The organism is Actinomadura sp. NEAU-AAG7, from assembly GCF_018603865.1.
Classification (GTDB): Bacteria; Actinomycetota; Actinomycetes; order Streptosporangiales; family Streptosporangiaceae; genus Spirillospora; species Spirillospora litoris.
In genome coordinates, this window is record NZ_JAHFZY010000011.1 from 224,794 (window position 1) to 249,257 (window position 24,464).

General features: G+C 74.3%; 26 protein-coding genes. 14 read left to right on the forward strand and 12 right to left on the reverse strand.

Going from position 1 to position 24,464, the window contains the following annotated elements; all coding sequences use genetic code 11:
- Nucleotides 1–60: 60 nt before the first annotated feature.
- On the forward strand, nt 61–2,187 hold the full coding sequence (locus tag KLI87_RS37445) for an MMPL family transporter (protein ID WP_214620788.1): 2,127 nt from the start codon (nt 61–63) through the stop codon (nt 2,185–2,187).
- Here the strand turns inward: KLI87_RS37445 and KLI87_RS37450 are convergent.
- Complete coding sequence (locus KLI87_RS37450) at nt 2,174–2,836, reverse strand: TetR/AcrR family transcriptional regulator (RefSeq protein ID WP_242884949.1); 663 nt, start codon at nt 2,834–2,836, stop codon at nt 2,174–2,176. The genes KLI87_RS37445 and KLI87_RS37450 overlap by 14 nt on opposite strands.
- 8 nt (nt 2,837–2,844) lie before the next feature.
- Nucleotides 2,845–3,036, reverse strand: coding sequence for a hypothetical protein (locus tag KLI87_RS37455; RefSeq protein ID WP_214620820.1), 192 nt, complete (start codon nt 3,034–3,036; stop codon nt 2,845–2,847).
- 80 nt (nt 3,037–3,116) lie between these two features.
- Between KLI87_RS37455 and KLI87_RS37460 the strand changes: the two genes are divergently transcribed.
- Nucleotides 3,117–3,785, forward strand: a complete 669-nt coding sequence (locus tag KLI87_RS37460; protein WP_214620789.1) for a TetR/AcrR family transcriptional regulator — start codon at nt 3,117–3,119, stop codon at nt 3,783–3,785.
- On the opposite strand, the gene KLI87_RS37465 is transcribed toward KLI87_RS37460, so the two are convergent.
- The 3 genes from KLI87_RS37465 to KLI87_RS37475 form a co-directional block, all read right to left on the reverse strand.
- The gene (locus KLI87_RS37465) at nt 3,727–5,352 is read right to left on the reverse strand and encodes a M14 family metallopeptidase (RefSeq protein WP_214620790.1); all 1,626 of its coding nucleotides are present in this window, start codon (nt 5,350–5,352) and stop codon (nt 3,727–3,729) included. The genes KLI87_RS37460 and KLI87_RS37465 overlap by 59 nt on opposite strands.
- A gap of 144 nt (nt 5,353–5,496) precedes the next feature.
- Nucleotides 5,497–6,330, reverse strand: a complete 834-nt coding sequence (locus KLI87_RS37470; protein ID WP_214620791.1) for an SAM-dependent methyltransferase — start codon at nt 6,328–6,330, stop codon at nt 5,497–5,499.
- A gap of 82 nt (nt 6,331–6,412) precedes the next feature.
- A complete protein-coding gene (locus tag KLI87_RS37475; protein ID WP_214620792.1) occupies nt 6,413–7,483 on the reverse strand; it encodes a hypothetical protein in 1,071 nt (356 codons plus the stop codon).
- 168 nt (nt 7,484–7,651) lie between these two features.
- Here KLI87_RS37475 and KLI87_RS37480 point away from each other — a divergent pair, with 168 nt between their 5' ends.
- A complete protein-coding gene (locus tag KLI87_RS37480; RefSeq protein ID WP_214620793.1) occupies nt 7,652–8,317 on the forward strand; it encodes a peptidyl-tRNA hydrolase in 666 nt (221 codons plus the stop codon).
- Nucleotides 8,318–8,353: 36 nt separating this feature from the next.
- Here KLI87_RS37480 and KLI87_RS37485 read toward each other — a convergent pair whose 3' ends face one another.
- Nucleotides 8,354–9,058: a hypothetical protein gene (locus tag KLI87_RS37485; RefSeq protein WP_214620794.1), complete on the reverse strand. Its 705-nt coding sequence runs from the start codon at nt 9,056–9,058 to the stop codon at nt 8,354–8,356.
- 195 nt (nt 9,059–9,253) lie between these two features.
- Here KLI87_RS37485 and KLI87_RS37490 point away from each other — a divergent pair, with 195 nt between their 5' ends.
- The 6 genes from KLI87_RS37490 (at nt 9,254) to KLI87_RS37515 (ending at nt 15,339) form a co-directional block, all read left to right on the forward strand.
- Nucleotides 9,254–9,550, forward strand: coding sequence for a hypothetical protein (locus KLI87_RS37490; RefSeq protein ID WP_156219198.1), 297 nt, complete (start codon nt 9,254–9,256; stop codon nt 9,548–9,550).
- 337 nt (nt 9,551–9,887) lie between these two features.
- Nucleotides 9,888–10,967, forward strand: a complete 1,080-nt coding sequence (locus KLI87_RS37495) for a sugar ABC transporter substrate-binding protein (protein WP_214620795.1) — start codon at nt 9,888–9,890, stop codon at nt 10,965–10,967.
- Nucleotides 10,968–11,092: 125 nt separating this feature from the next.
- Entirely contained in the window at nt 11,093–11,878 is a 786-nt protein-coding gene (locus KLI87_RS37500; RefSeq protein ID WP_214620796.1) for an ATP-binding cassette domain-containing protein, read from the forward strand.
- A 13-nt stretch (nt 11,879–11,891) separates the two neighbouring features.
- Nucleotides 11,892–13,175 carry a sugar ABC transporter permease gene (locus tag KLI87_RS37505; protein WP_214620797.1) on the forward strand — a complete coding sequence of 428 codons (1,284 nt, stop codon included), beginning with the start codon at nt 11,892–11,894 and terminating at the stop codon, nt 13,173–13,175.
- 161 nt (nt 13,176–13,336) lie between these two features.
- Nucleotides 13,337–14,110: an ATP-binding cassette domain-containing protein gene (locus KLI87_RS37510; RefSeq protein ID WP_156219200.1), complete on the forward strand. Its 774-nt coding sequence runs from the start codon at nt 13,337–13,339 to the stop codon at nt 14,108–14,110.
- On the forward strand, nt 14,110–15,339 hold the full coding sequence (locus tag KLI87_RS37515; protein WP_214620819.1) for an ROK family transcriptional regulator: 1,230 nt from the start codon (nt 14,110–14,112) through the stop codon (nt 15,337–15,339). Before KLI87_RS37510 ends, KLI87_RS37515 begins: the two co-directional genes overlap by 1 nt.
- Before the next feature lie 283 nt (nt 15,340–15,622).
- Here the strand turns inward: KLI87_RS37515 and KLI87_RS37520 are convergent, their stop codons facing one another.
- The 3 genes from KLI87_RS37520 to KLI87_RS37530 all read right to left on the reverse strand — a co-directional run bounded on the left by KLI87_RS37520 (nt 15,623) and on the right by KLI87_RS37530 (nt 18,061).
- Nucleotides 15,623–16,177: a flavin reductase family protein gene (locus KLI87_RS37520; RefSeq protein ID WP_214620798.1), complete on the reverse strand. Its 555-nt coding sequence runs from the start codon at nt 16,175–16,177 to the stop codon at nt 15,623–15,625.
- Nucleotides 16,178–16,379: 202 nt separating this feature from the next.
- Nucleotides 16,380–17,654 (reverse strand): YbhN family protein, encoded by a 1,275-nt coding sequence (locus tag KLI87_RS37525; RefSeq protein WP_214620799.1) that lies wholly within the window; start codon nt 17,652–17,654, stop codon nt 16,380–16,382.
- Nucleotides 17,655–17,767: 113 nt separating this feature from the next.
- The gene (locus KLI87_RS37530) at nt 17,768–18,061 is read right to left on the reverse strand and encodes a hypothetical protein (protein WP_156219203.1); all 294 of its coding nucleotides are present in this window, start codon (nt 18,059–18,061) and stop codon (nt 17,768–17,770) included.
- A gap of 101 nt (nt 18,062–18,162) precedes the next feature.
- Here KLI87_RS37530 and KLI87_RS37535 point away from each other — a divergent pair, with 101 nt between their 5' ends.
- Entirely contained in the window at nt 18,163–18,864 is a 702-nt protein-coding gene (locus KLI87_RS37535) for an HAD family hydrolase (RefSeq protein WP_156219204.1), read from the forward strand.
- Here KLI87_RS37535 and KLI87_RS37540 read toward each other — a convergent pair.
- From KLI87_RS37540 to KLI87_RS40745, 3 genes are all read right to left on the reverse strand, one after another.
- Nucleotides 18,861–19,925, reverse strand: coding sequence for a TRM11 family methyltransferase (locus tag KLI87_RS37540; protein ID WP_214620800.1), 1,065 nt, complete (start codon nt 19,923–19,925; stop codon nt 18,861–18,863). The two genes, KLI87_RS37535 and KLI87_RS37540, sit on opposite strands and share 4 nt — an antisense overlap.
- A gap of 97 nt (nt 19,926–20,022) precedes the next feature.
- Entirely contained in the window at nt 20,023–20,409 is a 387-nt protein-coding gene (locus KLI87_RS37545; RefSeq protein ID WP_214620801.1) for a hypothetical protein, read from the reverse strand.
- 86 nt (nt 20,410–20,495) lie between these two features.
- Nucleotides 20,496–21,506 (reverse strand): ferritin-like domain-containing protein, encoded by a 1,011-nt coding sequence (locus KLI87_RS40745; RefSeq protein ID WP_246250453.1) that lies wholly within the window; start codon nt 21,504–21,506, stop codon nt 20,496–20,498.
- Between the two features lie 240 nt (nt 21,507–21,746).
- Here KLI87_RS40745 and rimP point away from each other — a divergent pair, with 240 nt between their 5' ends.
- The 4 genes from rimP to KLI87_RS37570 all read left to right on the forward strand — a co-directional run.
- On the forward strand, nt 21,747–22,430 hold the full coding sequence (gene rimP, locus KLI87_RS37555; protein WP_214620802.1) for a ribosome maturation factor RimP: 684 nt from the start codon (nt 21,747–21,749) through the stop codon (nt 22,428–22,430).
- A 26-nt stretch (nt 22,431–22,456) separates the two neighbouring features.
- Nucleotides 22,457–23,611: a transcription termination factor NusA gene (gene nusA / locus KLI87_RS37560; protein ID WP_250904651.1), complete on the forward strand. Its 1,155-nt coding sequence runs from the start codon at nt 22,457–22,459 to the stop codon at nt 23,609–23,611.
- Nucleotides 23,612–23,645: 34 nt separating this feature from the next.
- Nucleotides 23,646–23,918: a YlxR family protein gene (locus tag KLI87_RS37565; protein ID WP_242885835.1), complete on the forward strand. Its 273-nt coding sequence runs from the start codon at nt 23,646–23,648 to the stop codon at nt 23,916–23,918.
- Nucleotides 23,919–24,026: 108 nt separating this feature from the next.
- A partial coding sequence (locus tag KLI87_RS37570; RefSeq protein ID WP_214620805.1) for a translation initiation factor IF-2 N-terminal domain-containing protein occupies nt 24,027–24,464 on the forward strand: 438 nt, incomplete at its 3' end.

Sequence of the window (24,464 nt, forward strand, 5' to 3'; positions counted from 1 at the left end):
CCAGGCTCGACGGGTAGGCAATTCTCCCTGTGAGCGGCATGTCCGCGAAGGTGGTTCCCCATGAGACTGGCCAGACTCGCCCGGCTCTGCTACCGGAGGCGGCGTCTGACCGTGGCCGCCTGGGTGCTGGGCACGATCGTCGTGCTCGTCACCGGATTCGGCTTCGCCGCCGAGCCGCTGAACGACTTCTCCGGCGGCGACTCCGGCTCGGCGAAGGCCGAGCGGCTGCTGGACGACCACTTCCCCGAGCGCAGCGGCGACAGCATCACGCTCGCCGTCCGCGCGGACGCCGGCGTGCGCGCACCGGACGTCCAGGCGAAGGTGCGGCAGGCCCTCGACCGGATGGGCAGGACCCCGCACGTGACGTCGGTGGCCTCGCCCTACGGCCAGCCGGGCCAGATCTCCCGGGACGGCCGGACGGCGTTCGCCACCGCCAACCTCGACGTCACCTCCGAGGACATGCCCACCGGCGCCGTCACCGAGCTGCTGGACGACGTGCGCTCCAGCGACGGGCCCGTCCGGCTGGAGCTCGGCGGGTCGGCCGTGGACGCGGCGGAGACGCCGGGCGGCGGCCCCGCCGAGGGCATCGGCGTGCTCGCCGCCGTGGTCATCCTGCTCGTCGCGTTCGGGTCGGTGCTGGCGATGGGGCTGCCGATCGTGACGGCGCTGCTCGGCATCGGCTCCGGCCTCGGCCTGATCGCGCTGCTCGGGCACCTGCTGCCGGCGCCGTCGTTCAGCCCGATCGTCGCCGCGCTCATCGGGCTCGGCGTCGGCATCGACTACGCGCTGTTCATCGTCACCCGCTACCGCGAGGAGTTGCACGGCGGCGGCGACCCGGAGGAGGCGACGGTCACCGCGATCACCACCGCCGGACGCGCCGTCCTGTTCGCCGGGACCACGGTCGTGATCGCGATGATGGGCCTGTTCGTCATGCAGCAGAAGCTGTTCAACGGCGTCGCGGTCGCGGCGGGGCTCGCGGTGCTGATGACGATGCTCGGCGCGGTGACGCTGCTGCCCGCGCTGCTCGGCTTCACCGGCCGCGCGATCGACCGGTTCCGGGTGCCGGGCCTCGGCCGGGCGCGCCGCCCGCTCGCCGAGCGCTGGGCGCGGACCGTCCAGCGGCATCCGGTCGTCGCCGGGCTGTGCGCGGCGGCGGTGCTGCTGGTGCTCGCCGCGCCCGCGCTGTCGATGCGGCTCAGCCTGCCCGACTCCAGCACCCAGCCGCACGACACCAGCGGCTACGCCTCCGCCGAGATCCTCAGTGAGGGCTTCGGGGCGGGCACCGCCGCGCCGCTGGTGATCGTCACGCGGGGCGGGGACGCGGCGCCCGTCGCCGCCGCCGTCCGCGCGACCCCGGGCGTCGCCGCCGTCCAGCCGCCGCGCGCCAGCCGGGACGGCGCGGTCTCGGTGGTCATGGCGTTCCCCACGACGGGCTCGCAGGACGAGCGGACGCCGCGCCTCGTCCATGAGCTGCGCGACAGGGTCATCCCCGCCGCCACCGCCGGGACGGGCGTCCGCGCCTACGTGGGCGGGCCGAACGCCGCGTCCATCGACTTCGCCGACAGCGTGAGCGAGCGGCTGCCGTGGCTGATCGCGGTCGTGGTGGGGCTGTCGCTGCTGCTGCTGGTCGCGCTCGTCCGGTCGGTCACGGTGGCGGTCCAGGCCGCGCTGATGAACCTGCTGTCGATCGCGGCGGCCTACGGGGTGCTGACGGCCGTCGTCCAGTGGGGCTGGGCGGGCCGCGCGCTCGGGTTCCCCACGGACATGCCGGTGACCACGTGGGTGCCGCTGATGATGTTCCCGATCCTGTTCGGGCTCTCGATGGACTACGAGGTGTTCCTCGTCTCGCGCATCCGCGAGGTCCACCGGACGGGCGTGGAGACGCGGGAGGCCGTCGCGCAGGGCCTCACCCACACCGCCCGCGTGATCACCGCGGCGGCCGCGATCATGGTGATGGTGTTCCTGTCGGTGCTGCTCGGCGCGGACGTCGCGGTCAAGCAGATCGGCCTCGGCCTCGGCGTCGCGATCGTCGTGGACGCGACGATCGTGCGGCTCGTGCTCGTCCCGTCGCTGATGGAGCTGTTCGGCGAGGCGAACTGGTGGATGCCCCGCGCGCTGGCGCGGCTGCTTCCCTCCGGTGCCGGGCACGGGGACGCGGTGCACGTCGAGCCGGTCAGTGGGCGTTGACGCCGTCGAACATGACCTTGACGTAGTGGTCGGCGAGCGCGCCGGTGTCGAGCCGTCCGCCGGGCCCCGCCCAGCGGACGGCGAGCCGGATCGTGTCGCGGATCATCCGGTAGGTCAGCCCCGGGTCGATGTCGGTGCGGAACAGCCCCTCGGCCTGGCCCGCCTTGATGGCCCCGACCCACATCCGCTCCGCCTCGCGCTCGGCGTCGGCCAGGTAGGCGAACCGGTCCATGCCCTGGAGGTAGCTCCAGTCGTTCTGCAGCACGGTGACGGCGGCGCGGTGCGGCGCGAGGGAGGCGAACGCGGCGCGGACGAGCCCCTCGACCGTGGCGCGCGGGTTCCCGCGCTCGGCGACCACCTTGCGGTAGGCGGGCATGACCTCGTCGAGGTAGCCGGTGAGGATCTCGTCGACGATCGACTCCTTGGAGTCGAAGTGGTGGTAGAGGCTCCCCGACAGGATGCCCGCCTCCTGGGCGATGTTGCGCACCGTCGTGGCCTGGAAGCCCTTCTCCGCGAACAGGTCGGCCGCCAGCCTGACCAGGTGCTCGCGCCGCTGGGAGACCGGGGCGGGGGCGTCGCCCCCGTGGCGGCGGGCGGGAGCGGTGCGGCGCGGGCGGGGCCCGCCGGGGTTACCGCGCGTCGTGGTCACGCGGCCCATTATGCCGCCGCGTCCGGGGCGGGCGTGCCCGTTGCGCGTCCGCGCGGCGGGACGGCCGTGGCGGCGTTGACGGCCCATCGCAGGTCCACCGTGGTGGAGCCCAGGTCGGTCTGGAGGGAGGGCGGCGCGACGTTCACCACCGACACGTCCAGGACGACCATGAACTGCGCCGCGCACGTGTGGACGAGCACCGCCGGGTCATGGCCGGTCCATTATGATACGAATGTATTATTATGTTACGACCGGCGGGGCCGTGCGAGAGGATCGGGGGGTGCCGAGAACCGCGGATCACGACGCGCGCCGCGCGCAGATCACCGACGGGCTGGTCCGGGTGGCCGGACGGGACGGGCTGCACGCCGTCACCATGCGGTCGGTGGCGGCCGAGGCGGGGGTCTCGCTGCGCCTCGTCCAGTACTACTTCGAGAGCAAGGCGCAGCTCATGAACGCGGCGCTGGAGCGGCTGGAGCGGCTGAGCCGCGAGCGGTGGGCGGCGCGGCTGGCCGCGCTGCCCGCGCCCGCACCGCGCGCGTTCGTCGAGGCGCTGCTGGCCGAGGCGCTGCCGACCGACCCGGACAGCCGCGCGTTCCACCAGGTGTGGACGTCCTACGCCGTGCTGTCGATGACCGACCCCTCGCTCGCCGACCAGCCGTTCGTGGACGGCCCCGACCGGCTGGAGCGGCAGCTCGCGCGGGCCCTGGACGCCGCGGTCGCGGGCGGCTCGGTCGCGGCGTCGGCCGACACCGCGACCGAGGCCGCGCGGCTGCTCGCCCTCGTCCACGGGCTGGGGACGAGCGTGCTGGTGGGGCGGCGCACCTCGGAGTCGGCGATGGACGTCCTGCGCTACCACCTCGACGCGCTGTTCAGCGGCGGCGGGAGCGGTGTCAGCGGCAGCGGCCGAGGTCGAGGTACGCCTGCCGCCCCCGGTCGACCAGCACCCTGACCGTCGAGGAGTGGCCGCGCGCGGTGCAGGTGAGCGTCCACTTCTCCTGGAGCAGGCCGGTGACGGGCTTCTGCCCGGCCGGGGTGAAGGGCGGCTCCGGGCGCACCGACGGGTTCACGTCCCAGACGAAGCGGCCGTTCGCGGGCACCCGCATCGAGGACGTCAGGCGCGTCGGCACTGGCCGGGGCTTCCGCGCGCCGACCGGCGACGTCCACAGCGTGAAGCCCTTGGTGATGCTCAGCGTGGCGCCGCTGGGCGCGCGGCCGCGCAGCACCGAGTGCGCGCCGCGGTCGGCGGCGTTGCGGAGCGCGACGAGGAACGCGCCGCGCGCGCCCTTGCCCGCCGTCGGGCCGGTCCCGTGGTACTCGTCGACGAGGGTCTCGAACGCCGGGTGGAACGACTTGCGGCCGAACTCGATCGTGTAGCCGAGGCCGCGGGTGGCGTAGTAGGACCAGTCGTTGGTCTCGCCCGTCGTCTCGTAGTCGTCGCCCGACCGCATCCCCGTGTAGCCGTTCTGCGCGGACATCGCGTCGCTGAGCGCCTTGTAGGCGCGCTCGTCCGGGGCGACGCCCTCGGCCTTGGAGAAGTAGGGGCGCAGGATCGTCCCGCCGTAGGTGTGGTTGGTGATCAGCGTCGTGACCTGCCGGGAGGAGACCAGGTCGCGGATGTTGCGGGACTCGGGCTCGGAGAAGGGGCCCGCGCCGTGGTAGTCGCCGGCGGTGCGGTCCGCGCTCGACCCGGTGCCGCCCCAGCCGAAACCGTAGTTGCGGTTCACGTCCACGCCGAGTTCCTCGTTCGCCGGCTCGGCGCACAGCGGCGGCGGGGCGTCCTTCCCGTCCACGACGCGGCAGTTCTTCCGCTTGTACTCCAGCGCGCCGCCGCCGCGCGAGAGGTTGAAGCCGTCCGGGTTCACCACCGGGACGAGCACGACGCGGGTCGTGTCGAGCAGCCGGGTGATCTCGCGGTCCCGGCCGTCGCGGCGCAGCAGGTCGTAGCCGAACTCCATCGCCATCTCGCCGGACGGCCACTCGCGCGCGTGGTGCAGCCCGACCATGAGGAACACCGGGCGCCCGTCGCGGGCGGACACGTGGTGGCCGATCTCTATGCCGTGGACCCGGCGCCCTTCCAGGGTCCGCTCCGGCAGCGTGAACCCGCGGACCCGCGAGGGATGGCGGCGGGCGAGCGCCGCCATCTCCGACTCGTAGTCGCGCAGCGTCCGGTAGGACGTGCGGCCGCTGGGCAGCGGCGACCGGGCGGTCCGCGCGGCGTAGGCGCGGTCGCGTTCGCGGTCGGCGCCGAGGTCGGCGACGCGGACGCGCCAGGTGTACCCCGCCCCGCGCAGCGCCGCCGCGTCGGACGGGGAGCGCAGGACGACGTCCGCCCACCCGGGGCCGGACGCCTCGGCGAGGTCGAGGCCGAGCCCGGCGAGGCGCCGGGCCGAGGGCGCGTCCGGGACGTCCACCCGGACGATCTGCTCCTTCGCGGCCCCTCCCGGGGCCGCGTGGGCGGGTGAGACCAGGGCCGCGCTGAGCGCGAGCGCGGCGGCGGAGGCAGCGAAGGGCCGCATGGGATCACCTCTCGCGGGGGGAGAGGCTCATGATCCGCAATGCCGGGACGCGAGGCACGGGCAATGTCTGCCAGCGTTCGCGCCCCGGCTCGGGAGGGATTTCCTCTAGTCGCGGGGCCGGCGCGTGCCAGGGCTCGCGGGCCGCTAGGGCTTGCGGGCGACGCCGCCGAAGGAGTCGATCGCCTGCGGGTCGCTGATCTCGGGGAAGTCCGGCCGCCACAGCGGGGTCGAGACCACGCCGGGCTCCTCCAGCTCCAGGCCCTCGAACAGCGCCTCGATGTACTCGGGCGTGCGCGCGTGGTAGGGGACGGTCCCGGCCTCGGCGCACAGCCGCAGCGCCTCGCCCCTGGCGGTCGCCTCGGCGGGCGTCCACTCGTTGACGCCGAGCACGTTCGTGCCGTCGTTGATGGACACATAGCTGCCGGACGGCAGCGCCTCGACCAGCCGCCGGACGATCCCGGGCGGGTCGTCCTCGTCGGCCACGTTGCCGATGATGCCGAGCAGCAGCAGCCCGACCGGCCGGCCGAAGTCCAGCACGGCGGCGGCCTGCTCGATGATCGCCTCGGGCTCGCGTACGTCGGCCTGGATGTAGGCGCAGGCCCCGTCCGGGGTGCTGGTGAGCAGCGCGCGGGCGTGCGTGACGACCAGCGGGTCGTTGTCGACGTAGACGATCCGGGAGTCGGCGGCGTCGCGCTGGGCCACCTCGTGGGTGTTGTCGACGGCGGGCAGGCCCGTCCCGATGTCGAGGAACTGCCGGACCCCCATGGCGGTCATGTGGTGCACGACGCGGATCAGGAACGCCCGCGACTGGCGCGCCACGTCCGCGATCTCGGGATACACCGCCGCGATCCTGTCGCCGATCTCGCGGTCGACCGGATAGGTGTCCTTGCCGCCCAGCCAGTGGTTCCAGAGCCGGGCCTGGTGCGGCCGCGTGACGTCGATGGTCGGGCTGGCGGCGGGGGCGCCGTCGTCGGTCATGGGGACCTTCCCAGAACTCGTGACAAATCGGTGCTCATCACATTAAACCCACCGGCGGAACGATGATCGCGAAAGACGCGCGCTAGGGCGCGGGCGGGAGTTCCTCGGCGGCCTCGGCCGCCTGCGCCAGGCGCTCGCGCAGCGCCTGGACGAGTGCGTCGCCCTGGCCCGTGAGCCGCTCGATCGCGGGCAGCGCCAGGTCGTCGCGGACGGTGTCGGCGACCAGCTCGTCGTACTCGTGGGCCCGTTCGGCGAGCGAGTCCAGATGCCGCTGGGCGCGCAGCGCCTCGTCGGCCGCGCGGGCCCGCTCGGCGTAGCGTTCCAGCGCCTCGACGCGCCGGGTGACGGCCGCGACCGACAGCTCCAGCTTGCCGCGCAGCGGGCGGAGCGCCGCGTCCACCTCGGGGAGGTTCGCGGCGGCGGCGACCTCCTCCTGCTCGACCCGCAGCCGCGACTGCCGGGCCAGCACCCGCGCGATCTCCCACTCCTGGCGCGGCAGCGTGACGGCGTTGTCGACGGTGTCGAGCAGCCCCTCGCGGTTGACCTCGGAGTCGCGGACGGCGTCGACGGCGGCCTGCACGCGCACGAGCAGCGCGCGGCCGGGCCCGTCCAGCTCCTCGGGCGTGACGTAGCGGTCGCGGCGGCGGTGCAGCTCGCGGGCGCGGTGCAGGTCCAGCGAGACCGACGGGGTGCCGAGCGCCACCAGCACGGCGAGCATGCCGAGGCCGAGCAGCCACAGCGAGCCGAGCGCGGGCGACCCGACCAGCCCGAGCCCGAGGACGGTCAGCGGCGCCAGCCACACCAGCGGGCGGCGGCGCGCGACGAGCGTGTCGAGCTCGGCGCGCAGCGTCGGGTCGGCGACCGGGCGGGGCTCCACGGCGGCGCCGTCCTCGCGCGGGCGTCCGGGCGCGATCCGCCGCCAGTACGTCCCGACGTGGGTCTCGAACGCGAAGTCGGTGGGCGCGATCTCGATCTCGGTGGGCCCGGCGGGCAGCGGCCACGAGCCGACCGGGTCGCCGCCCCCGGGGCCGGTGAAGCGGACCCACCAGCCGCCCCTGCCCTCGTCGCACCGGTAGCGGCCCGGGGCGACGTCGATCCCGACGAAGTACGTCCCGATCCCGGGGATGGACTCGCTCCACGCGCCACTGGTCACCGGCGACCTCCGACCGGACTGCTCCGCCGCGCCGCCCCCGCCGACCGGTGAGGACCGCTCGCTCCGCACCAGGACTGACGTCCGGCGGACCGTAAGAGTTGCAGTACCCACATCCGGCGCGGGGAAGTCGCGTGCGGGGCGCCCTGTCGCGTTTGGAATACTCCAGGCGTGCGTCCCGACTACGACCCTCTCGACGATCCGCCCTGGGCGATGCAGCTCGTCGTCCGCGCCGAGAAGACCGATCCGCCTGGTCACGGCGCCGTCTGCGAGGCGGCGGCGACCGCGGTCGTCCGGCTGCTCACCGACCCGCGCGCCGCGGAACCCGACGGGGAATGGCGCGCGGCCGTCCACGCGTGGGAGTCGCGGCGCATCCGCAAGGTGACGCGGCGGGCGCGCGGGGTGCGCTGGCCCGAGGTGCAGGCGCTCCCCGGCGTCACGGTCGAGCACGACGGCGCGCAGGTCCGCGCGTTCGTGCCGGGACCGGTGTCGGACGTCCCGCCGGAGCTGGCCAGACTCCAGGTCGCCGGGCTCGACCTGGCCGAGACCGACCCCAAGCCGCCGCCCGGCCCGCCCTACGCGGCGATCACGCTCAACCCCGGCGTCACGATGACGACCGGGAAGGCCGCCGCGCAGTGCGGGCACGCCGCGCAGCTCCTGCTGCGCCAGGGCGGGCGCGCCGACGTCGCGGCCTGGATCGAGGCGGGCGCCCGCGTGCACCTGACCCGCGACGTCCCGTGGAGCCGCTGCGTGCGGGACGCGACGGTCGCCGTCCGCGACGGCGGCTTCACCGAGGTCCCGCCCGGCACGATGACCGCGATCGCCCGCCTCCTGTGACGCGGGCGGCCGGTCGGAGGCCGGATCAGCGGCGGGTCAGCGGCGGGGGAGGCGGTTGATCGCCGAGAGGGCGAACTCCTGGGTGCGGGTGAGCCCGCCCCCGCTCGGCGCGGCCGCGGAGCCGCCCGCCTCGCGCCTGGCCCGCGCGGCGGCGGCGAGCTGCGCCTTCGCGCTCAGGCCGTAGGACAGGAACAGCAGCACGACGAACCCCGCCAGGTACAGGACGTGCTCCAGCAGCCCGCCCCACCGGCCCTTGAGCACGTCCAGCACGGCGAACATCGCGAACCCCGCCATCCATCCGGCCAGCGCGGGGACGAACCACATGTCCCGGCGGCGCGCCAACCCGGCGGCGGTGACCACGACGAGCAGCACCTCGACCGCCTTGACGACGATCAGCAGCGTCCCCGCGGGGCCGGAGGCGAAGTACTTCTCGAACTCCTCGCGCCGGTCGTCCCACAGCAGGACGGCGCTCACGATCCCCGTCACCCCGTAGGCGAGGAGGAACACGCCGACCGCGTAGTGCAGGCGGTGCCAGCTCCGGCCGCCCTGGCCCTCGGCCGTGCCCGGCCCCCCGGCGGGCGGGACGGGCGCCTCGGGCGCGGGCGGCGGGGGGAGGGGCGGGTCCGGGACGAACGTCTCCCCGGCGTCGTCCGGGGCGTCGTCGGCGGGGGCGGGCGGTTCCGGAAGCCGCTGGTCCGGCCGGGTCTTCTCCGGATTCGCCGCCATGCTGACCGCCATCATCGCCCCCATGCTCCCGTACGCCTGTTAGGCGCAAGATATCCCGGATGATGGCGCCGACGCCCGGGACGCAGTGGCGCGTCCCGCCGCGCCGTCCGGCGCACCTGGGCTGACCAGCCCGAAGTGCTTGCGGTCGGGCCGCGGAAACGGAAGGCTGAGGGCTCGTCGGGCCGCGCGGAGTCCACGAGGAAGACGAGGATGACGCCTGACGATACGGGAACCGCCGCGCCGTCGAGGACGCGGATCGAATATCTGGAAGAGCTCGGCGACGAGCTGACGAGACGGGGCTTCCGGGTGCGTCTCACCCTGCCCCGAGGCCAGTCGCCCAGCCTGCACGTGATGAATCCGGACGCGTCCGCCCTCACGGAGAACATCCTGGCGGAGCAGGGCGCGGACGGGTGGTGGTACTGGTGGTCGTGGGCGGAGCGCATCGCGGCCGCCGCCGACGTCGCCGCCGCGGCCGACCGGGTCGCGCTGGTCCTCGCCGCCCGCTGACAACGTGATCATGCAGCACGGCCCCGGCCCACTCCGGTGCCCCCCTGCATGATCACGCTCTCATGTGGGCCCTCCCCCCGAAAATGTTGAGCGCTCGAACATTCGCCGCGCCGCCTCGGCGGGCGCCGCCCTCCCGTGCCCTCCCGCGAGGTGATCCACCCCTCGGAGGCGCTCGTCCGCGTTGATCTCGCGTTATGTGATTGTTACCGCTCACAACAAATCCGCGCGCCGGCGGGTATGGCGCGGCGGACAACGCCGACATAAGTTGCGGGACACAACATTCACGGCGAACTAGGCCGCGCGCCGCGGCCACCCACCCCCCGAAAGGACCCGGGCTATGCGCAAGGGGATCCTCAGCCTCGCCACCCTGTCGGCGGTCGCCGCGCTCGTCCTCACCGCGTGCGGAGACGGCTCCGGTGACTCCCAGGCCGCCTCCGATCCCGCCAAGGGCAAGGTCGGCGTGATCCTGCCCGACACGACGTCCTCCACCCGCTACGAGAGCTTCGACCGCCCCTACCTGGCGCAGGCGTTCAAGGCGGCGGGCGTCCGCTACGACATCCAGAACGCCGAGGGGTCCGCCCAGCGCTTCCAGACCATCGCCGACCAGATGATCACCAGCGGCGCCACCGTGCTGGTGCTGGACGGCCTGGACTCCGACTCGGCCGCCGCCGTCCAGCGCAAGGCGCGGGCGCAGGGCGTCAAGACCATCGACTACGACCGGCTCGCGCTCGGCGGCGTCTCGGACTACTACGTCTCCTTCGACAACGTGAAGGTCGGCGAGGAGCTCGGCAACGGACTGCGCAGGTGCCTGGGGGACAAGGCCGCGAACATCGCCTACCTGAACGGCGCCCCGACCGACAACAACGCCACGCTGTTCGCGCGGGGCGCGCACGCCGTCCTCGACAAGGTCCCCTCCTACCGGAAGGCCGCCGAGCAGGCCGTCCCCGACTGGAAGCCGGAGAAGGCCGCGACCATCTTCGAGCAGATGTGGACCGAGCAGAAGGGCCGGATCGACGGCGTCGTCGCCGCCAACGACAACCTCGCCAACGCGGTCGTGTCGATCGTCAACAAGAACGGCGAGGCCGGGAAGGTCGCCGTCACCGGGCAGGACGCCACCCCGCAGGGCCTCCAGAACATCCTGGACGGCAAGCAGTGCATGACGGTCTACAAGCCCGTCAAGCAGGAGGCGGACGCCGCCGCCAGGCTCGCCGTCGCGCTGCTCACCGGCGGCAAGGCCGAGACCAACGGCACCACCAACGACCCCGAGGGCAAGCGGGACGTGCCGTCGGTGCTGCTCACCCCGATCGGCGTCTTCGAGGACGGCGTCAAGCGGGTCGTGACCGACGGGTTCGTGAAGGCGTCCGAGCTGTGCAAGGGCGGCTACGCCGCGAAGTGCGAGGACGCGGGCATCCGGTAGTTCCTTCTCCGAGACACCGTGGCGGGCCCGACCCCGCCGAGGGCGGACGGCTCCCGCGCCTCCGCACCGCCCTCGTGGGCCCGCCACGGGCACGACCCGCCAGTCAGGCCCCTGGAAGGAGACTCGTGGCAGAAAACGGTGACCCCGTCCTCCGGGTGACCGGGCTCAACAAGAGCTTCGGCGCCGTCCACGTGCTGCACGACGTGGACCTCACCGTGCGGCTCGGCGAGGTGATGGCCCTCGTCGGCGACAACGGAGCGGGCAAGTCCACCCTGATCAAGTGCGTGGCCGGAATCCACCCGATCGACTCCGGGCGCGTGGAGTTCGAGGGCCGCCCGGTGCGGGTCGCGGGCCCGCGCGACGCCGCCGCGCTCGGCATCGAGGTCGTCTACCAGGACCTCGCGCTCGCCGACAACCTCGACATCGTCCAGAACATGTTCCTCGGCCGCGAGCGGCGCAGGGGGATCGTGCTGGACGAGGCGTCCATGGAGGAGGCGGCCAGGCGGACCCTCGCCCGGCTGTCGGTCCGCACCGTCAGGTCGGTGCGCCAGCGGGTCGCCAGCCTGTCGGGCGGCCAGCGGCAGACCGTCGCGATCGCCAAGGCCGCGCTGTGGGAGTCCAAGGTCGTCATCCTGGACGAGCCCACCGCCGCGCTCGGCGTCGCGCAGACCCGGCAGGTGCTCGGGCTCGTCCGGCGCCTCGCCGACACCGGCCACGCGGTCGTGCTCATCTCGCACAACATGAACGACGTGTTCGAGGTCGCCGACCGGATCACCGCGCTGTACCTCGGCCGCGTCGCGGCGGACGTCGCGCGCTCCGCCGTCACCCACGGGCAGGTCGTGGAGCTCATCACCGCCGGCCGCTCCGGCGATCTCGGTCTCACGCCGGCGACCGCCGCCGAGAACATCTGAAGGGGGACGCGAGGTGTCCACCGACATCCCCGAGCGCAAGGAGGCCGCCGTGAAGCTGGCCGACGCCGACTTCGCCGTCGACGATCGCGCACACGACCTGCGGTCGGCGCTGCTGGACTACCGGGACCGGATCCGCGCGGGCGAACTCGGCGCGCTCCCGGCGATCCTCGGCCTGATCTCGCTGGTCGCGCTGTTCACCGCGCTGAAACCGGACACGTTCCTCAGCAAGGGCAACATCGCGAACCTGTCGACGCAGGCGCTGCCCATCACGATCCTCGCGATGGGCCTGGTGTTCGTGCTGCTGCTCGGCGAGATCGACCTGTCGGCGGGCGTCGCCAGCGGCGTCTGCGCGGCGGTGATGGCCAAGCTCATGGCCGACTCCGGGCAGCCCTGGTACGTCGCGGTGCTGTCGGCCGTGGCGATCGGCATCGTCATCGGCACGCTGATCGGCTGGCTGGTCGCCGTGGTGCGGATCCCCTCGTTCGTCGTCACGCTCGCGCTGTTCCTCGGCCTCCAGGGCGTCACGCTGCGGATGATCGGCGACGGCGGGACGGTGCCCGTCCGCGACGAGGTCGTGTTCGCGCTCGCCAACAAGAACATGCCGATCTGGCTCGGCTGGACGCTCACCGCCGTGTGCGTCGCCGGCTACACCGGGACGCAGCTCCTGCGCTGGCGCCGCCAGCACGCCCGCGGCCTGCACGCCCGCCCGCTGGAACTGGTGCTCGCGCAGGCCGGGGCCGTCGCGGCGGCGCTGCTGCTCGGCACCTACCTCCTCAGCCTCGACCGCGCGCCCAGCCCGCTGATCACCCTCGGCGGAGTGCCGTGGGGCGTGCCGCTGGTCGGCGTGCTGCTCGTCGCCTGCACGTTCGTGCTGGGCCGCACGTCCTACGGGCGGCACGTCTACGCTGTCGGCGGCAACGCCGAGGCGGCCCGCCGCGCCGGGATCAACGTCACCCGCATCCGGATCTCCGTCTTCATGATCGCCTCGGGGATGGCGGCGGTCAGCGGCATCGTCGCCGCGTCCCGGCTGAACTCGGTCGCCACCGACGCGGGCGGCGGCAACACGCTGCTGTACGCGGTCGGCGCGGCCGTCATCGGCGGGACGAGCCTGTTCGGCGGGCGCGGCAAGGCCCGCGACGCGGTGTTCGGCGGCCTGGTCATCGCCATCATCGAGAACGGGCTCGGGCTGCTCGGCACCAAGGCCTACCTCCAGTACCTCATCACCGGGATCGTGCTGCTGCTCGCGGCGGGCATCGACGCGCTGGCCAGGCGCCGCCGGGCCGGCACCGGCCGATGACGGCGGGGGACGCGCCCGGCGAGCCCGCGTACGACACCCCGCGCGACCCTGAGGCGGGGTGGGCCGACTGTGCTTCCTGGGCGGTGAGCGCTGCTGATACGCTCGCGATCCAGGACCGTTCGGCGCGGGACGGCGGTGTGGCACGGTGGGAGCCTCTCGGCATGTCAGTGACACCCGTCCTCGACGCCCCCGTCCTCGACCTGCGCGGCATCGACAAGAGCTTCGGCTCGGTCAAGGTCCTGCGCGACGTGGCGTTCACCGCCCGCGCGGGTGAGGTGACGGCGCTCGTCGGCGACAACGGCGCCGGCAAGACCACCCTGGTGAAGTGCATCGGCGGCATCCACGCGCCCGACGCGGGGGAGTACCGCTTCGCGGGCGCGCCCGTCCGGATCGGCAGCCCCCGCGACGCCGCCGCGCTCGGCATCGAGGTCGTCCACCAGGACCTCGCCCTCTGCGAGAACCTCGACATCGTCGAGAACCTCTTCCTCGGCCGCGAGCGCCGCCGCGGCCTCGCCCTCGACGAGGACGCGATGGAGGAGATGGCCCGCACGACGCTGTCGGGCCTGTCGGTCCGCACGATGGGGTCGGTGCGGCGGAGCGTCTCGACGCTGTCGGGCGGGCAGCGGCAGACCGTCGCGATCGCCCGCGCCGTCCTGTGGGACAGCCGGGTCGTCGTGCTGGACGAGCCGTCCGCCGCGCTCGGCGTCGCGCAGACCCAGCAGGTGCTGGAGATCGTCCGGCGGCTCGCCGACCGGGGCCTCGCGGTCGTGCTCATCTCGCACAACATGAACGACGTCTTCGCCGTGTCGGACCGGATCGCCGTGCTCTACCTCGGCCGGATGGTCGCGCACGTGCGGACCGGCGACGTCACCCACCGGCAGATCGTCGAGCTGGTCACCTCCGGCGCCAGCGGCGACCTCGGGCTCCGCCGATGATGCGGGCGGGCCCGTCGCAGGAGGACGTCCGGCGGCACAACCTCGGGACGCTGCTGCGCTTCGTGCACCTGCGCGGCCCCGCCTCCCGGGCGACGCTCGCCGAGTCCCTCGGGCTCAACCGCAGCACGATCATGGCGCTGACCGCCGATCTGACCGCCGCCGGGCTCGTCCGCGAGGAGCTGCCCCGGGGGCCGGGCCGCCGCGCGGGCCGCCCCTCGCTGGTCGTCCGGCCGGAGTCGACCCGCGTGTACGTGCTCGCGTTCGAGGTCGGCGTCGACCGGCTCGTGATCGCGCGGGTCGGGCTCGGCGGCGTGGTCCTGGACCGCCGCGAGGCGTCCCGCACCCGCGGCTCCGACCCCGCCGAGATCGTCGGGACGCTCGCGGCGGGCGCCCGCTCGCTCGTCCGCAAGAGCGAGCGGGACGCGGTGTGCGTCGGCGCCGCCCTCGGCTTCCCCGGCACCGTCCGCCGCGCGGACGACGCCATCCGGTTCGGCCCCAACCTCGACATCGGCGACCTCGCCCTCGGCGACGCGCTGTCGCGCCGCCTCGGCCTCGGCCTGCCCGTCTCGGTCTGCAACGACGCCAACCTCGGCGCGCTCGCCGAGCACGCGCGCGGCGCGGGCGTCGGCTGCGACAACCTCATCTACCTGCACGGCGACGTCGGCGTCGGCGGCGGCATCATCGCGCACGGGCGGCTGCTCGGCGGCGACGAGGGCTACGGCGGCGAGATCGGCCACATGGTCGTCAACCCCGGCGGGCGGCCCTGCGCCTGCGGGTCGCGCGGCTGCCTGGAGGCCGAGGTGGGGGAGCGGACGCTGCTCGCCCACGCCGACCGCGCGGAGGCCCACGGCCAGAGCGGGCGCGACGCCGTCCGCGCCGTCGTGGACGCCGCCGACCGGGGCGACATCGTCGCCCGCGAGGCGCTCCACCGGGTCGGCACCTGGCTCGGGTTCGGCGTCGCGAACCTCGTCAACGTCCTCAACCCCGGCCTCGTCGTGTTCGGCGGGACCCTCCGCGACATCTACCTCGGCGCCGCCGCCCAGATCCGCAGCGTGCTCGCCACCGGCGCGCTCGCCGCGCCGCGCGAGAAGGTCCGCCTCCGCACCGCCGCGCTCGGCGACGACACGACCCTCGTCGGCGCCGCCGAGTTCGCCTTCGCCGACGTCCTCGCCGACCCGATCCAGGTCCTCGCGCGCCTGCGCGCCCCCGAGGACAGCAGTGTTCATTGAAGTCCCGGCCCACGTCCCTCGCCTGGCGGCTGTGTTCATTGAAGCCCCGGCCCAAGGCACTCGCCTGGCGGCTGTGCTCATGAAAGTCCCGGCCCAAGGCACTCGCCTGGCGGCTCGTGCCTTGACCGTGCCTTCGGCGAGTGCGGCATCGCTTCGCGATCTTCCCGGTGGGGGGCTCGCCTTCGGCTTCGCCCCCCACCGGTCAGCTACGCACTCGCGTGACGGCTGAGGTCGGCGCGCGACGTGCCCCGGTCGGCGCTCTCGGGCTGGTGTCGGGTGCGTTCTAGGTGAACGTTCCGTAGGTGCCCTTGTAGAACAGCAGCGGGTCGGCGTCGTGGTGGTGGTCCAGGTCGTGGACGCGGGCGACGACGATGACGTGGTCGCCGGCGACGTGCTCCTGCTCGACCGAGCACTCGATCCAGGCGAGCGCGCCCTCGATGAGCGGGCCGCCGTTCGGCGTCCGCCTCCAGTCGATGCCGGCGAACTTGTCGCCGCCCCTGAGCGCGAGCCGCTCGCAGACCTCCAGTTGCGGTTCGCTCAGGATGTTGACGCACAGCCGCGCGGCGCCGCGCAGGCGCGGCCAGGTCGTGCTGGTGTGCGCGACGCAGAACGCCACGAGCGGGGGGTCGAGGGACACGGAGGTGAAGGAGTTCGCCGCGAGGCCCGCCGGGCGGTCGGTGCCGTCCTCGACGGCGGTGATCGCGACCACGCCGGTCGCGAACCTGCCGAGCACCGAGCGGAACCGGGTGCCGTCGACGCCGGGCGGCTCCCGGTCGGAGGGTCGTGCGGCCGCGTCGCCCGCGAGCGTGGACGCGGACGCGCCGGCTCCGTGGCCCATGTGACCCGATCCCTTCTCTCGGCCGGGCGCCTGCCCGGGCGGGGGGACCGCGCGGGACGCGCCGTCGGGCGTGCGCGTGCCGTGCGGCACATCGCCCACTAAAGCCTGAATTCGGGGACGCTGATTCCCCGCGTGGCGCATCTCGGTCAATGGTCCTGGTGGGGGTCGGTCTTCCGGCCGATCCCCGGGCACCGGCGGGGGTTCAGGGGCGGCGGGCGTCGGCGGGGGCCGGGAGGTGGATGTTGGTGCAGGGGTGGTTGAACGCGGTCGCGGACAGCCCGTCCAGCAGGAGGCGGCCCGTGCGGGCCAGGCGGAGCCGGGAGCGGGCCGACAGCCGCGGGCCCTCGCGCAGGCCGATCCACGCGATCCAGCCGATGCCGACGACCGCCCAGTAGGAGACGAGGCGGTACACGCCGACGGCCGCGGCGGCGGGCGTCAGCGTCGCGCCGAACGCGACCAGCGAGGCGGCCATGCTGCTCTCGATCGCGCCGAGCCCGCCGGGCAGCAGCGGCAGCACGCTGCCCGCCGCCTGCGCCGCGAAGTAGGCGAGGGTGACGCCGTGCGGGTCGACGTCGACGCCGACCGCGCGCGCCGCCGCCAGCAGCGCGAGGATGTCGCAGACCCAGTTGAGCGTGGCGAGGACGGTCAGCGCCGCCCAGTCGCGCGCCGTCGGGCGCAGCACGTCGCGCGCCCCGGCGAGCTGCTCGGCGTGCGGGGCGATGCGGGGGTGGGCGAGCGCGGCGCGGTAGGCGCGCCGCACCGGCGCCGTCACGACCGCGCGCAGCGGCCGCCAGCGCAGCGCGGGCACCAGCAGCAGGAGCAGCGCGGCGGGGGCGCCCAGCGCCGTGACCGCGAGCGCGCGGGCGTGCGGATCGGCCATCAGCGCGACCAGCCCGATCACCGTGTAGGCGGTCGTGGTGATCACCCCGCCCGCCAGGATCACGGCGGTGGCCAGCTTCGCGGACGCGCCGCCCCGGCGGAACTGCCGGAACGTGTAGACGACGCTCACCGCCGGCCCGGCCGGGAGCGTCGTCGAGAGCGCGTTGCCCGCGTAGGTGATCGCGAAAGCGCGGCGCAGCGTCATCCTCAGCCCGCCGATGCGCAGCAGGCGCCGCTGGAGCCGGGCGAACGCGCCCATCGAGCCCGCCTCGGCGAGCACGACCACGGCGAGCCAGCCCGGTTCGGCGCTGGTCGCGGCCGACCACATCGCGCCCAGGTCGGGAAGCCGGTCATGGACGAAGGGGAGCGTCGCCGCTGCGGCGGCCAGCACCGCCCACTGGAGCAGGAGGCCCGCCCTGCGCCGCCACCAGGAGCGCTCGTCCGGGGGCTCGTCGGGCGTGTGGGGGTGGGACTGCTCGTCATCGGCGACGACCGCGGTCGTCGCCCCGCCGGCCGTGAAGGGGCCGCCTCCGTCCCGGACGGAGTGGGGCGCGGCGCCGACCGGGGGGTCGGCCGGTGCCGCGACTGCCTCGTACATGCCCCGGTCACCTCGCAAGTTCGCCCACTACGCGCAACCTACGGCGTACCTACGACATTCCCCGTGATCGAGTAACGGAACCGTAAAGTCACTTTCGCCACCCTGGTCACCGGCTAAGGCCGTCGGGTGGGGTTCACAGCGTCGGACTCGGCGGGCCCGTCGGCATCCGGCCAGGGCTCGTCCTCCCCCTCCCGGGTCATCCGCCGCTCGTAGTCGGTGATGCCGACCCCGTCCTCGCTCTCCTCCGGCTCCTCGATCACGTGGTCGTCGGGCGGGTCCTCGACGTACTGCTCGGTCAGGGCGATCTCCTCGGCCTGCTCGTCGTCCCCCATGTCGTCCAGGCCGTCCGCGCCCACGCGGGGGTTCTCAAGGGGGTCACGGTCCGCGCCGGGATCGCGCATGCTCATCGGCTCCTCCGGTCTCGGTTCGACTTTCCGCTTGCCCGGCCGGTATCCCCGTTGCGGTTCGCCCTATTCGCGGTGCCTCGCCATGCGGTTACCATCCGGGCATGGGCGTACACGCGGTGATCTTCGATTGGGGCGGCACGCTGACCCCCTGGCACGACATCGAGCTGGCCGACATGTGGCGCGGGATCTGCTCGGCGCACCTTCCGCCGGACGAGGTCGAGCGCGCCGCCATCGCACTGGTCGAGGCCGAGCAGGAGCTGTGGCGGCGCGGCACCGAGGAGCACCGCAGCGCCACCTTCGCCGAGGTCTTCGAGCTGGCCGGGGTCAGCTGCTCCGACGCCCTCCTGCACACCCACTTCGAGGCGTGGACGCCCCACACCCACACCGACCCCGCCGTCCCGGGCCTGTTCGACGCGCTGCGCGAGCGCGGCATCAAGATCGGCGTGCTGTCCAACACGATGTGGAGCCGCGACTGGCACGAGCGCGTCTTCGCCCGCGACGACGTCCTGCGCCACCTCGACGGCGCCGTCTACTCCAGCGAGATCCCCTGGACCAAGCCCCACGCCGAGGCGTTCCGCGCCGCCATGGACGCGGTCGGCGCCACCGACCCGGCGTCCTGCGTCTTCGTCGGCGACCGCCCCTACGACGACATCCACGGCGCCAAGTCCGCGGGGCTGCGCGCCGTCCAGGTCTGGCACCAGACCACGCACGCGTTCAGCCGCCCCGGCCTGACCCCGCCCGACGCGCTCATCCACGGCCTGGACGAACTGCTCCCGCACGTCGAGCGCTGGGCCGCCGCCTAGTCCCTGCGGGCGACGATCAGGTCGCGGGAGATCGCCTGGTCGACGCGGTGGCGGAAGCCCAGGTAGCCGCCCGAGTCCTGGACGGTGAGGCCGCTGGAGGCGAGGATGCCGGCCAGCTCGTCCCGGCGCCCGACGAAGGTGTTCCAGGAGATGCCGATCGCGCCGCCGGGACGCAGCAGCCGCGCCCACTCCGGGACGGCCGCCGACAGCAGCTCGACCGGGCTCCGCGACAGCACCGGCTTCCCGGTGCCGCGACTGGGGCGGCTGCCCTTGGGGCGGCTGCCGTGCTGCACGCCGTACGGCGCGTCGGTCACGATCAGGTCGAACGAGCCGGGACGGAAGAACTTCCCCGCCCCGGCGGAGTCGGCGTTGACGACCGTGATCTCCATCGTCTCGCCGCTCTTGTAGCGCTCCTTGGTCGCGCCGAGCGTCACGTGCAGGCGGCGCCCGAGGACGGCCTTCTCGCGCCGGATACTGGTGGTCTCCGCCTGGTGCTTGACGCGGTTGTTCTTCAGCCACGTCCGGATGAACGCGGCGTAGGCGTCGAAGTCCTTGCCGTCGATGTCGATCCCGGCCGCGTCCAGCCCGTACATCATGGCCTGGTTGAGCGTCGTGCCCCGGCCGCACATGGGGTCGAGCACGCGGGGGCGCCCGGTGACGAGGTCCATGGGGGAGTCGGTCGCCATCGCCGTCACGTTCAGCAGCAGCTTGGTGAAGTTCTCGTTGGTCTTGCCCGCGTACTTCTGGATGGTGAGCAGGTCGCTGCCGAACAGGTCGAGCGGCTCGACCGTCACCGGGCGCAGCAGCCCGCCGTCCTCGATCCGGAAGAGCGCGTACAGGGACGACAGGTTCGACAGCAGGCGGAGGTCGGTCCCGCTGAGGTCGTCCGCCGAGAACGTCACGTAGGGGACGCCGCCGATGGACGATTCCGCGATGTCGGCGATCCGGCCGCCGAGGGCCCGCTCGCCGAAGACCGACAGCTCGGCCCTCACCAGGCCGGCGGCCGCCTGCGCGTAGACCCTGTTGTGCGATGGGGAGACGAGGAGGCCGTACGCGGTCATTCGATGGACCTTAGCAGCGTCCGGGAGGTGCCCGAGGAGGCCGCCGGGGTGTGCCCCGGCGGCCCCGCGCGGCTCATGGCGGGCCGCTCTCTCCCGGTCAGCCCGCCCGGACGGGTCGCCTCTTGGCGCTCCGGGCGGGGCGCCGGTCACCGCCCTTGCGCTTGGGCTCCTGGGCCGCCGGAGGCGCGACGGGCCGCGCCTCCGCGTCCGGGGCCTCCAGCGCGCGCGGCGGCCCGGCCGGGGCCTCCAGGGTCGGAAGGTCGGGCAGATGCCGCGCCGCGGCGGCCAGCAGCTCCTGGACGCGGCTGGTGAGGCTCGCGAGGTCCGCGCGCGCCACCGCCGCCTCGTTGCGGGCGCGGCGCGCCTGCCGCCGGGCCTCGTCGCGCTCGGCCGCGAGCTGCGTCAACTGGTCGTGGTAGGCGGCGCGGAGCTCCTCCAGCGCGCTGCGCCCACCGGTCTCGCTCCCCTGCGGCGTCGTGGTCATGCCGGTCTGGGCTCCTCCCCCGAGTGATCCAGTACAAAAAGGATCAACGTGCACTCGGAGACCTTTCGTTCCCGGAGTGCGGGAGATCACTCACCCGGTTCGGGACGAGGTGACAGCGCGCCCGACGGCAGCCCGGGAAACGCCGCCGGCGGGGCGGGCTCGCCCGCGGCCGACCGCCAGCGCGCCGAGCGGGCAGCCGCGATCTGGGCCCCGTCGGCGGCGAGATGGCGCAGGTCAGGGGACGAGGCGCCGGCGAGACCCACGTAGGCGGGGACCAGGCCGTCCTCCAGCGCCGCCGCGAGTTGGACCGCGCTCCGGGCGGAGGCGACCCGCACCGGCAGCCGGTAGGCCGCCGACGCCGGGACCGGCGGGACGGACAGGATCGCGCTCAGCCGGTCGCGCTGGGCGCGGTGCGCGTTCCACGCGTCCTTGGCCGCCTGCTGGAGGCCCCCGCGCAACCGCGCCCCGAGCGTCCCGTACCCGTACACGGCGGCGTGCTCGGCCGCGAGCGCGGTCTGGAGGGCCTTGGAGTCGGACTTCGGGGCGTCGCGCGGCGCCGGGGGCCGGACCGTCCCGGCGTGGCCGGACTCGCACGCGCCGATGCTCGCCATGAGCTGCGCCAGCCCCGGACGGCATCTGCCCGCGTCCTCCCCGCGGGCCAGCGCCGCGCGCTCCTCCGCCTTCCGCAGCGCGGCGATGATCCGCTCGCCGCCGGGCGGGAGCGGGATCGCCCTGGGGGACGGGATGGCGCCGCCCTCGTGGGCCCGGTCCCCCGACCCGGGCACGTAGTGCCGCCGCAGCACCGCCAGGTGCTCGCGGTGGTGTGCCAGGACGGGGTCGATGCGGCGGGCCAGCGCCGCGTCCGCCGCACGCGCGGCCTCGTAGGAGGCGACGAGGTCCTGCTCGGAGGCGATCGCGCCGGCGAGGGACGCGACGTCGCGGCGCGGGGACGCCTCGGCGGAGCACCCGGCCAGCCAGGGCAGCGCCAGCGCCGCGGCGCCGCCGAACACGGCCCGGCGGGAGACGGCGCCGGCGGGCGCGGGCAGGGGCACGGGCGGGCGCGCGAGCGGGCGCAGCCGCGGAACGACCGCTGGCAAGGGCGTCTCCTCACCCGATGACATGTGGTGGCGGCCCATGGCGGTCCCGGCCCGGACGCGTCCATCAGGCCAGCTCAAGCATTCCATATCCGGCGCGCCGGTGAGCTGTCCGGAGGACCATCGCGGTGCCCGGCTGTCGATAGTCTTGAGGAGTCAACGGGCGCGCGGTGGTTTCAGCGTGGCCCGCGCCCGCCGCACCGGCGGGCGGATTCGCGCGGAAAACAACAGGAGGAGGGTCCCATGAGCGTCGAGTCCCGCGGTGGCCGCGCTCAGGGGGGCCGCGGCGAGTCGCCGGCGCGGCCGACCCGCGAGGCGGCCGTCGCCGAGCTGACCGGGCTGCTCGCGCCCGCCGTGGCCGAGGCGGGCTTCGACCTGGAGGAGGTCGACGTCCGGCCCGCCGGCCGGCGCCGCCTGGTCAAGGTCGTCGTGGACGGCGACGACGGGGTCGGGCTGGACGACATCGCCCTGATCAGCGAGGCCGCCTCCGCGCTGCTGGACGCCTCCGAGGTGATGGGCGCCTCGCCGTACGTGCTGGAGGTGACCTCGCCCGGCGTCGACCGCCCCCTCACCGAGCCGCGCCACTGGCGCCGCGCCGTGGGGCGGCTCGTCGCCGTCCCGCTGGCCGAGGGCGGCGAGATCGAGGGCCGCGTGGTCGCCGCCGACGAGGAGGCCGTCGAGATCGACGTGGCGCCGCCGCGCCGCGGCAAGGGCGGCAAGGGCGCGAAGCCCGCCGGGCGGAAGGGCACCGGATCGAAGGACGCCGCGTCCAAGGGCGCCGAACCGCCGGCGGGCCGTCGCCGGCTGGGTTTCGGCGAGCTCGGACGCGGCAGGGTGCAGGTGGAGTTCAAGGCTCCGGCGGGCGGTGCCCGGGGGGACGGCGCCGGCGCGGCCGAGGAAACGCGTTCTCCGGCTGAGCCGGACTAGAGGGGGGACACCTCGTGGACATCGACATGACCGCCCTGCGGGGCCTGGAGAGCGAGAAGGACATCTCGCTCGACGTGGCCGTCAAGGCCATCGAAGACGCGCTGCTGATCGCCTACCACCGGACGGAGGGCGCGGCGACGCGGGCCCGCGTCGAGCTGGACCGGCAGAGCGGGCACGTGACGGTCTGGGCGACCGAGACCGACGAGGAGGGCGCCGCCCTCCGCGAGTACGACGACACCCCGACCGGGTTCGGGCGCATCGCGGCGACCACCGCCAAGCAGGTGATCCTGCAGCGGCTCCGCGACGCCGAGGACGAGTTGACCTTCGGCGAGTACGCGGGCCGCGAGGGCGACATCGTCAGCGGCATCATCCAGCAGGGCAAGGACCCGCGGAACGTGCTGGTCGACCTCGGCAAGATCGAGGCCGTCCTGCCGCCGCAGGAGCAGGTGCCCGGCGAGCGGTACGAGCACGGCGAGCGGCTGCGCGCCTACGTGGTGCAGGTCCGCAAGGGCCACCGGGGCCCGTCGGTGCAGCTCTCGCGCACCCATCCGAACCTCGTGCGCAAGCTGTTCGCGCTGGAGGTCCCAGAGATCGCCGACGGCACGGTCGAGATCGCCGCGATCGCGCGCGAGGCCGGCCACCGCACCAAGATCGCGGTCCGGTCGCGGAAGGCGGGCGTGAACGCCAAGGGGGCCTGTATCGGCCCGCTCGGCAGCCGCGTCCGCAACGTGATGGCCGAGCTGCACGGCGAGAAGATCGACATCGTCGACTTCTCCGACGAGGCGCCGGAGTTCGTCGGGAATGCCCTCTCTCCCGCGCGCGTTTCGGCGGTCGAGGTCGTCGACGCCGACGGACGGGTCGCCCGGGTGATCGTTCCCGACTACCAGCTCTCCCTCGCCATCGGCAAGGAAGGGCAGAACGCCCGCCTCGCCGCGCGGCTGACCGGCTGGCGGATCGACATCCGATCCGACACCGAGCCGGCGCCCGCCGCGTCCGGTTCCGGAGCGGCCACGGCCGACACGGCCGGTAAGTCGGCGGGTGAAGCCGCTGGTGACGCGGGTGGGGCGGCCGGCGCGGCGGCTCCTGAGGCCGCGCGGCCCGGCTCGGACGAGTCCGGCGAATCCGGATCTTCTACGCCGGGGGAGCATGCGACAGGTCCCGCCGACGCCTCGGCGCGGTAGACTCATGGGACGTGGCCGGGTGGCTCCGCGACGCATGTGCGTGGGCTGCCGGGTTCGCACGGTCAAGTCCGACTTGCTGCGCCTGGTGGTGGTGGGGGACGTCATCGTCCCCGATCCCCGAGGGCGGCTCCCGGGACGGGGCGCTCATCTGCACCCCGACCTGGCGTGTCTTGAGCTCGCAGAGCGACGTCGGGCGTTCCCGCGGGCATTCCGCCTGCCGGGGCCGCTCGATGGCACCGCGCTGCGGGCGCGGCTTGCGGAGCGGGCGGTGCAGCAGCAGGATGGCCGAATGGTAAGCGACGTCTAGTCGGAAGCAGGTCGAGATTGCTATGAGCGCTCGATGAGCACGCCGCGATGAGTACGGCAAGTTAGCGACGGTCCGGAGGCCGCACCCCCGGACCGAGTAGGGAGTGCAGTGGCCAAGGTCCGGGTTTACGAACTCGCCAAGGAGTTCGGTGTAGAGAGCAAGGTCGTCATGGCCAAGCTCCAGGAGATGGGCGAGTTCGTACGGTCGGCGTCCTCGACGATCGAGGCGCCCGTCGTTCGCAGGCTAACCGAAGCCTTTTCCAATTCCTCCTCCAAGCAGGGGGACAAGCGTGTCGGGCCGAAGCGGCCCGCGGGGCCCCGCCCGTCCGGGCCGCGCCCCGGCCCGCCCGGAGGCCCCTCCGGCGGCACGTCCGACGGTCAGGGCGCCCGCCCGCAGGCCCCCCGGCCCGCGGCGCCGCGCCCGCCCGCGCCCAAGCCGGGTCCGGGCGCCCCCGCCGGTGGTCCGGCGGGTCCGAAGCCGGGCCCCCGCCCGCCCGTCCCGCCGGAGCCGAGCACGCCGGTGAACGCGCACGCCGCGCAGGCGCCG

What these genes read in the sequence shown, in the direction of transcription:
- KLI87_RS37490 (WP_156219198.1), top strand. Translation starts at nt 9,254, where the DNA reads ATGACGCCTGACGATACGGGAACCGCCGCGCCGTCGAGGACGCGGATC.
- KLI87_RS37525 (WP_214620799.1), bottom strand. Translation starts at nt 17,654, where the DNA reads ATGTACGAGGCAGTCGCGGCACCGGCCGACCCCCCGGTCGGCGCCGCG.
- KLI87_RS37465 (WP_214620790.1), bottom strand. Translation starts at nt 5,352, where the DNA reads ATGCGGCCCTTCGCTGCCTCCGCCGCCGCGCTCGCGCTCAGCGCGGCC.
- nusA (WP_250904651.1), top strand. Translation starts at nt 22,457, where the DNA reads ATGACCGCCCTGCGGGGCCTGGAGAGCGAGAAGGACATCTCGCTCGAC.
- KLI87_RS37530 (WP_156219203.1), bottom strand. Translation starts at nt 18,061, where the DNA reads ATGAGCATGCGCGATCCCGGCGCGGACCGTGACCCCCTTGAGAACCCC.
- KLI87_RS37485 (WP_214620794.1), bottom strand. Translation starts at nt 9,058, where the DNA reads ATGATGGCGGTCAGCATGGCGGCGAATCCGGAGAAGACCCGGCCGGAC.
- KLI87_RS37540 (WP_214620800.1), bottom strand. Translation starts at nt 19,925, where the DNA reads ATGACCGCGTACGGCCTCCTCGTCTCCCCATCGCACAACAGGGTCTAC.
- rimP (WP_214620802.1), top strand. Translation starts at nt 21,747, where the DNA reads ATGAGCGTCGAGTCCCGCGGTGGCCGCGCTCAGGGGGGCCGCGGCGAG.
- KLI87_RS37515 (WP_214620819.1), top strand. Translation starts at nt 14,110, where the DNA reads ATGCGGGCGGGCCCGTCGCAGGAGGACGTCCGGCGGCACAACCTCGGG.
- KLI87_RS37470 (WP_214620791.1), bottom strand. Translation starts at nt 6,330, where the DNA reads ATGACCGACGACGGCGCCCCCGCCGCCAGCCCGACCATCGACGTCACG.
- KLI87_RS37545 (WP_214620801.1), bottom strand. Translation starts at nt 20,409, where the DNA reads ATGACCACGACGCCGCAGGGGAGCGAGACCGGTGGGCGCAGCGCGCTG.
- KLI87_RS37535 (WP_156219204.1), top strand. Translation starts at nt 18,163, where the DNA reads ATGGGCGTACACGCGGTGATCTTCGATTGGGGCGGCACGCTGACCCCC.
- KLI87_RS37565 (WP_242885835.1), top strand. Translation starts at nt 23,646, where the DNA reads ATGTGCGTGGGCTGCCGGGTTCGCACGGTCAAGTCCGACTTGCTGCGC.
- KLI87_RS37495 (WP_214620795.1), top strand. Translation starts at nt 9,888, where the DNA reads ATGCGCAAGGGGATCCTCAGCCTCGCCACCCTGTCGGCGGTCGCCGCG.
- KLI87_RS37445 (WP_214620788.1), top strand. Translation starts at nt 61, where the DNA reads ATGAGACTGGCCAGACTCGCCCGGCTCTGCTACCGGAGGCGGCGTCTG.
- KLI87_RS37510 (WP_156219200.1), top strand. Translation starts at nt 13,337, where the DNA reads ATGTCAGTGACACCCGTCCTCGACGCCCCCGTCCTCGACCTGCGCGGC.
- KLI87_RS37520 (WP_214620798.1), bottom strand. Translation starts at nt 16,177, where the DNA reads ATGGGCCACGGAGCCGGCGCGTCCGCGTCCACGCTCGCGGGCGACGCG.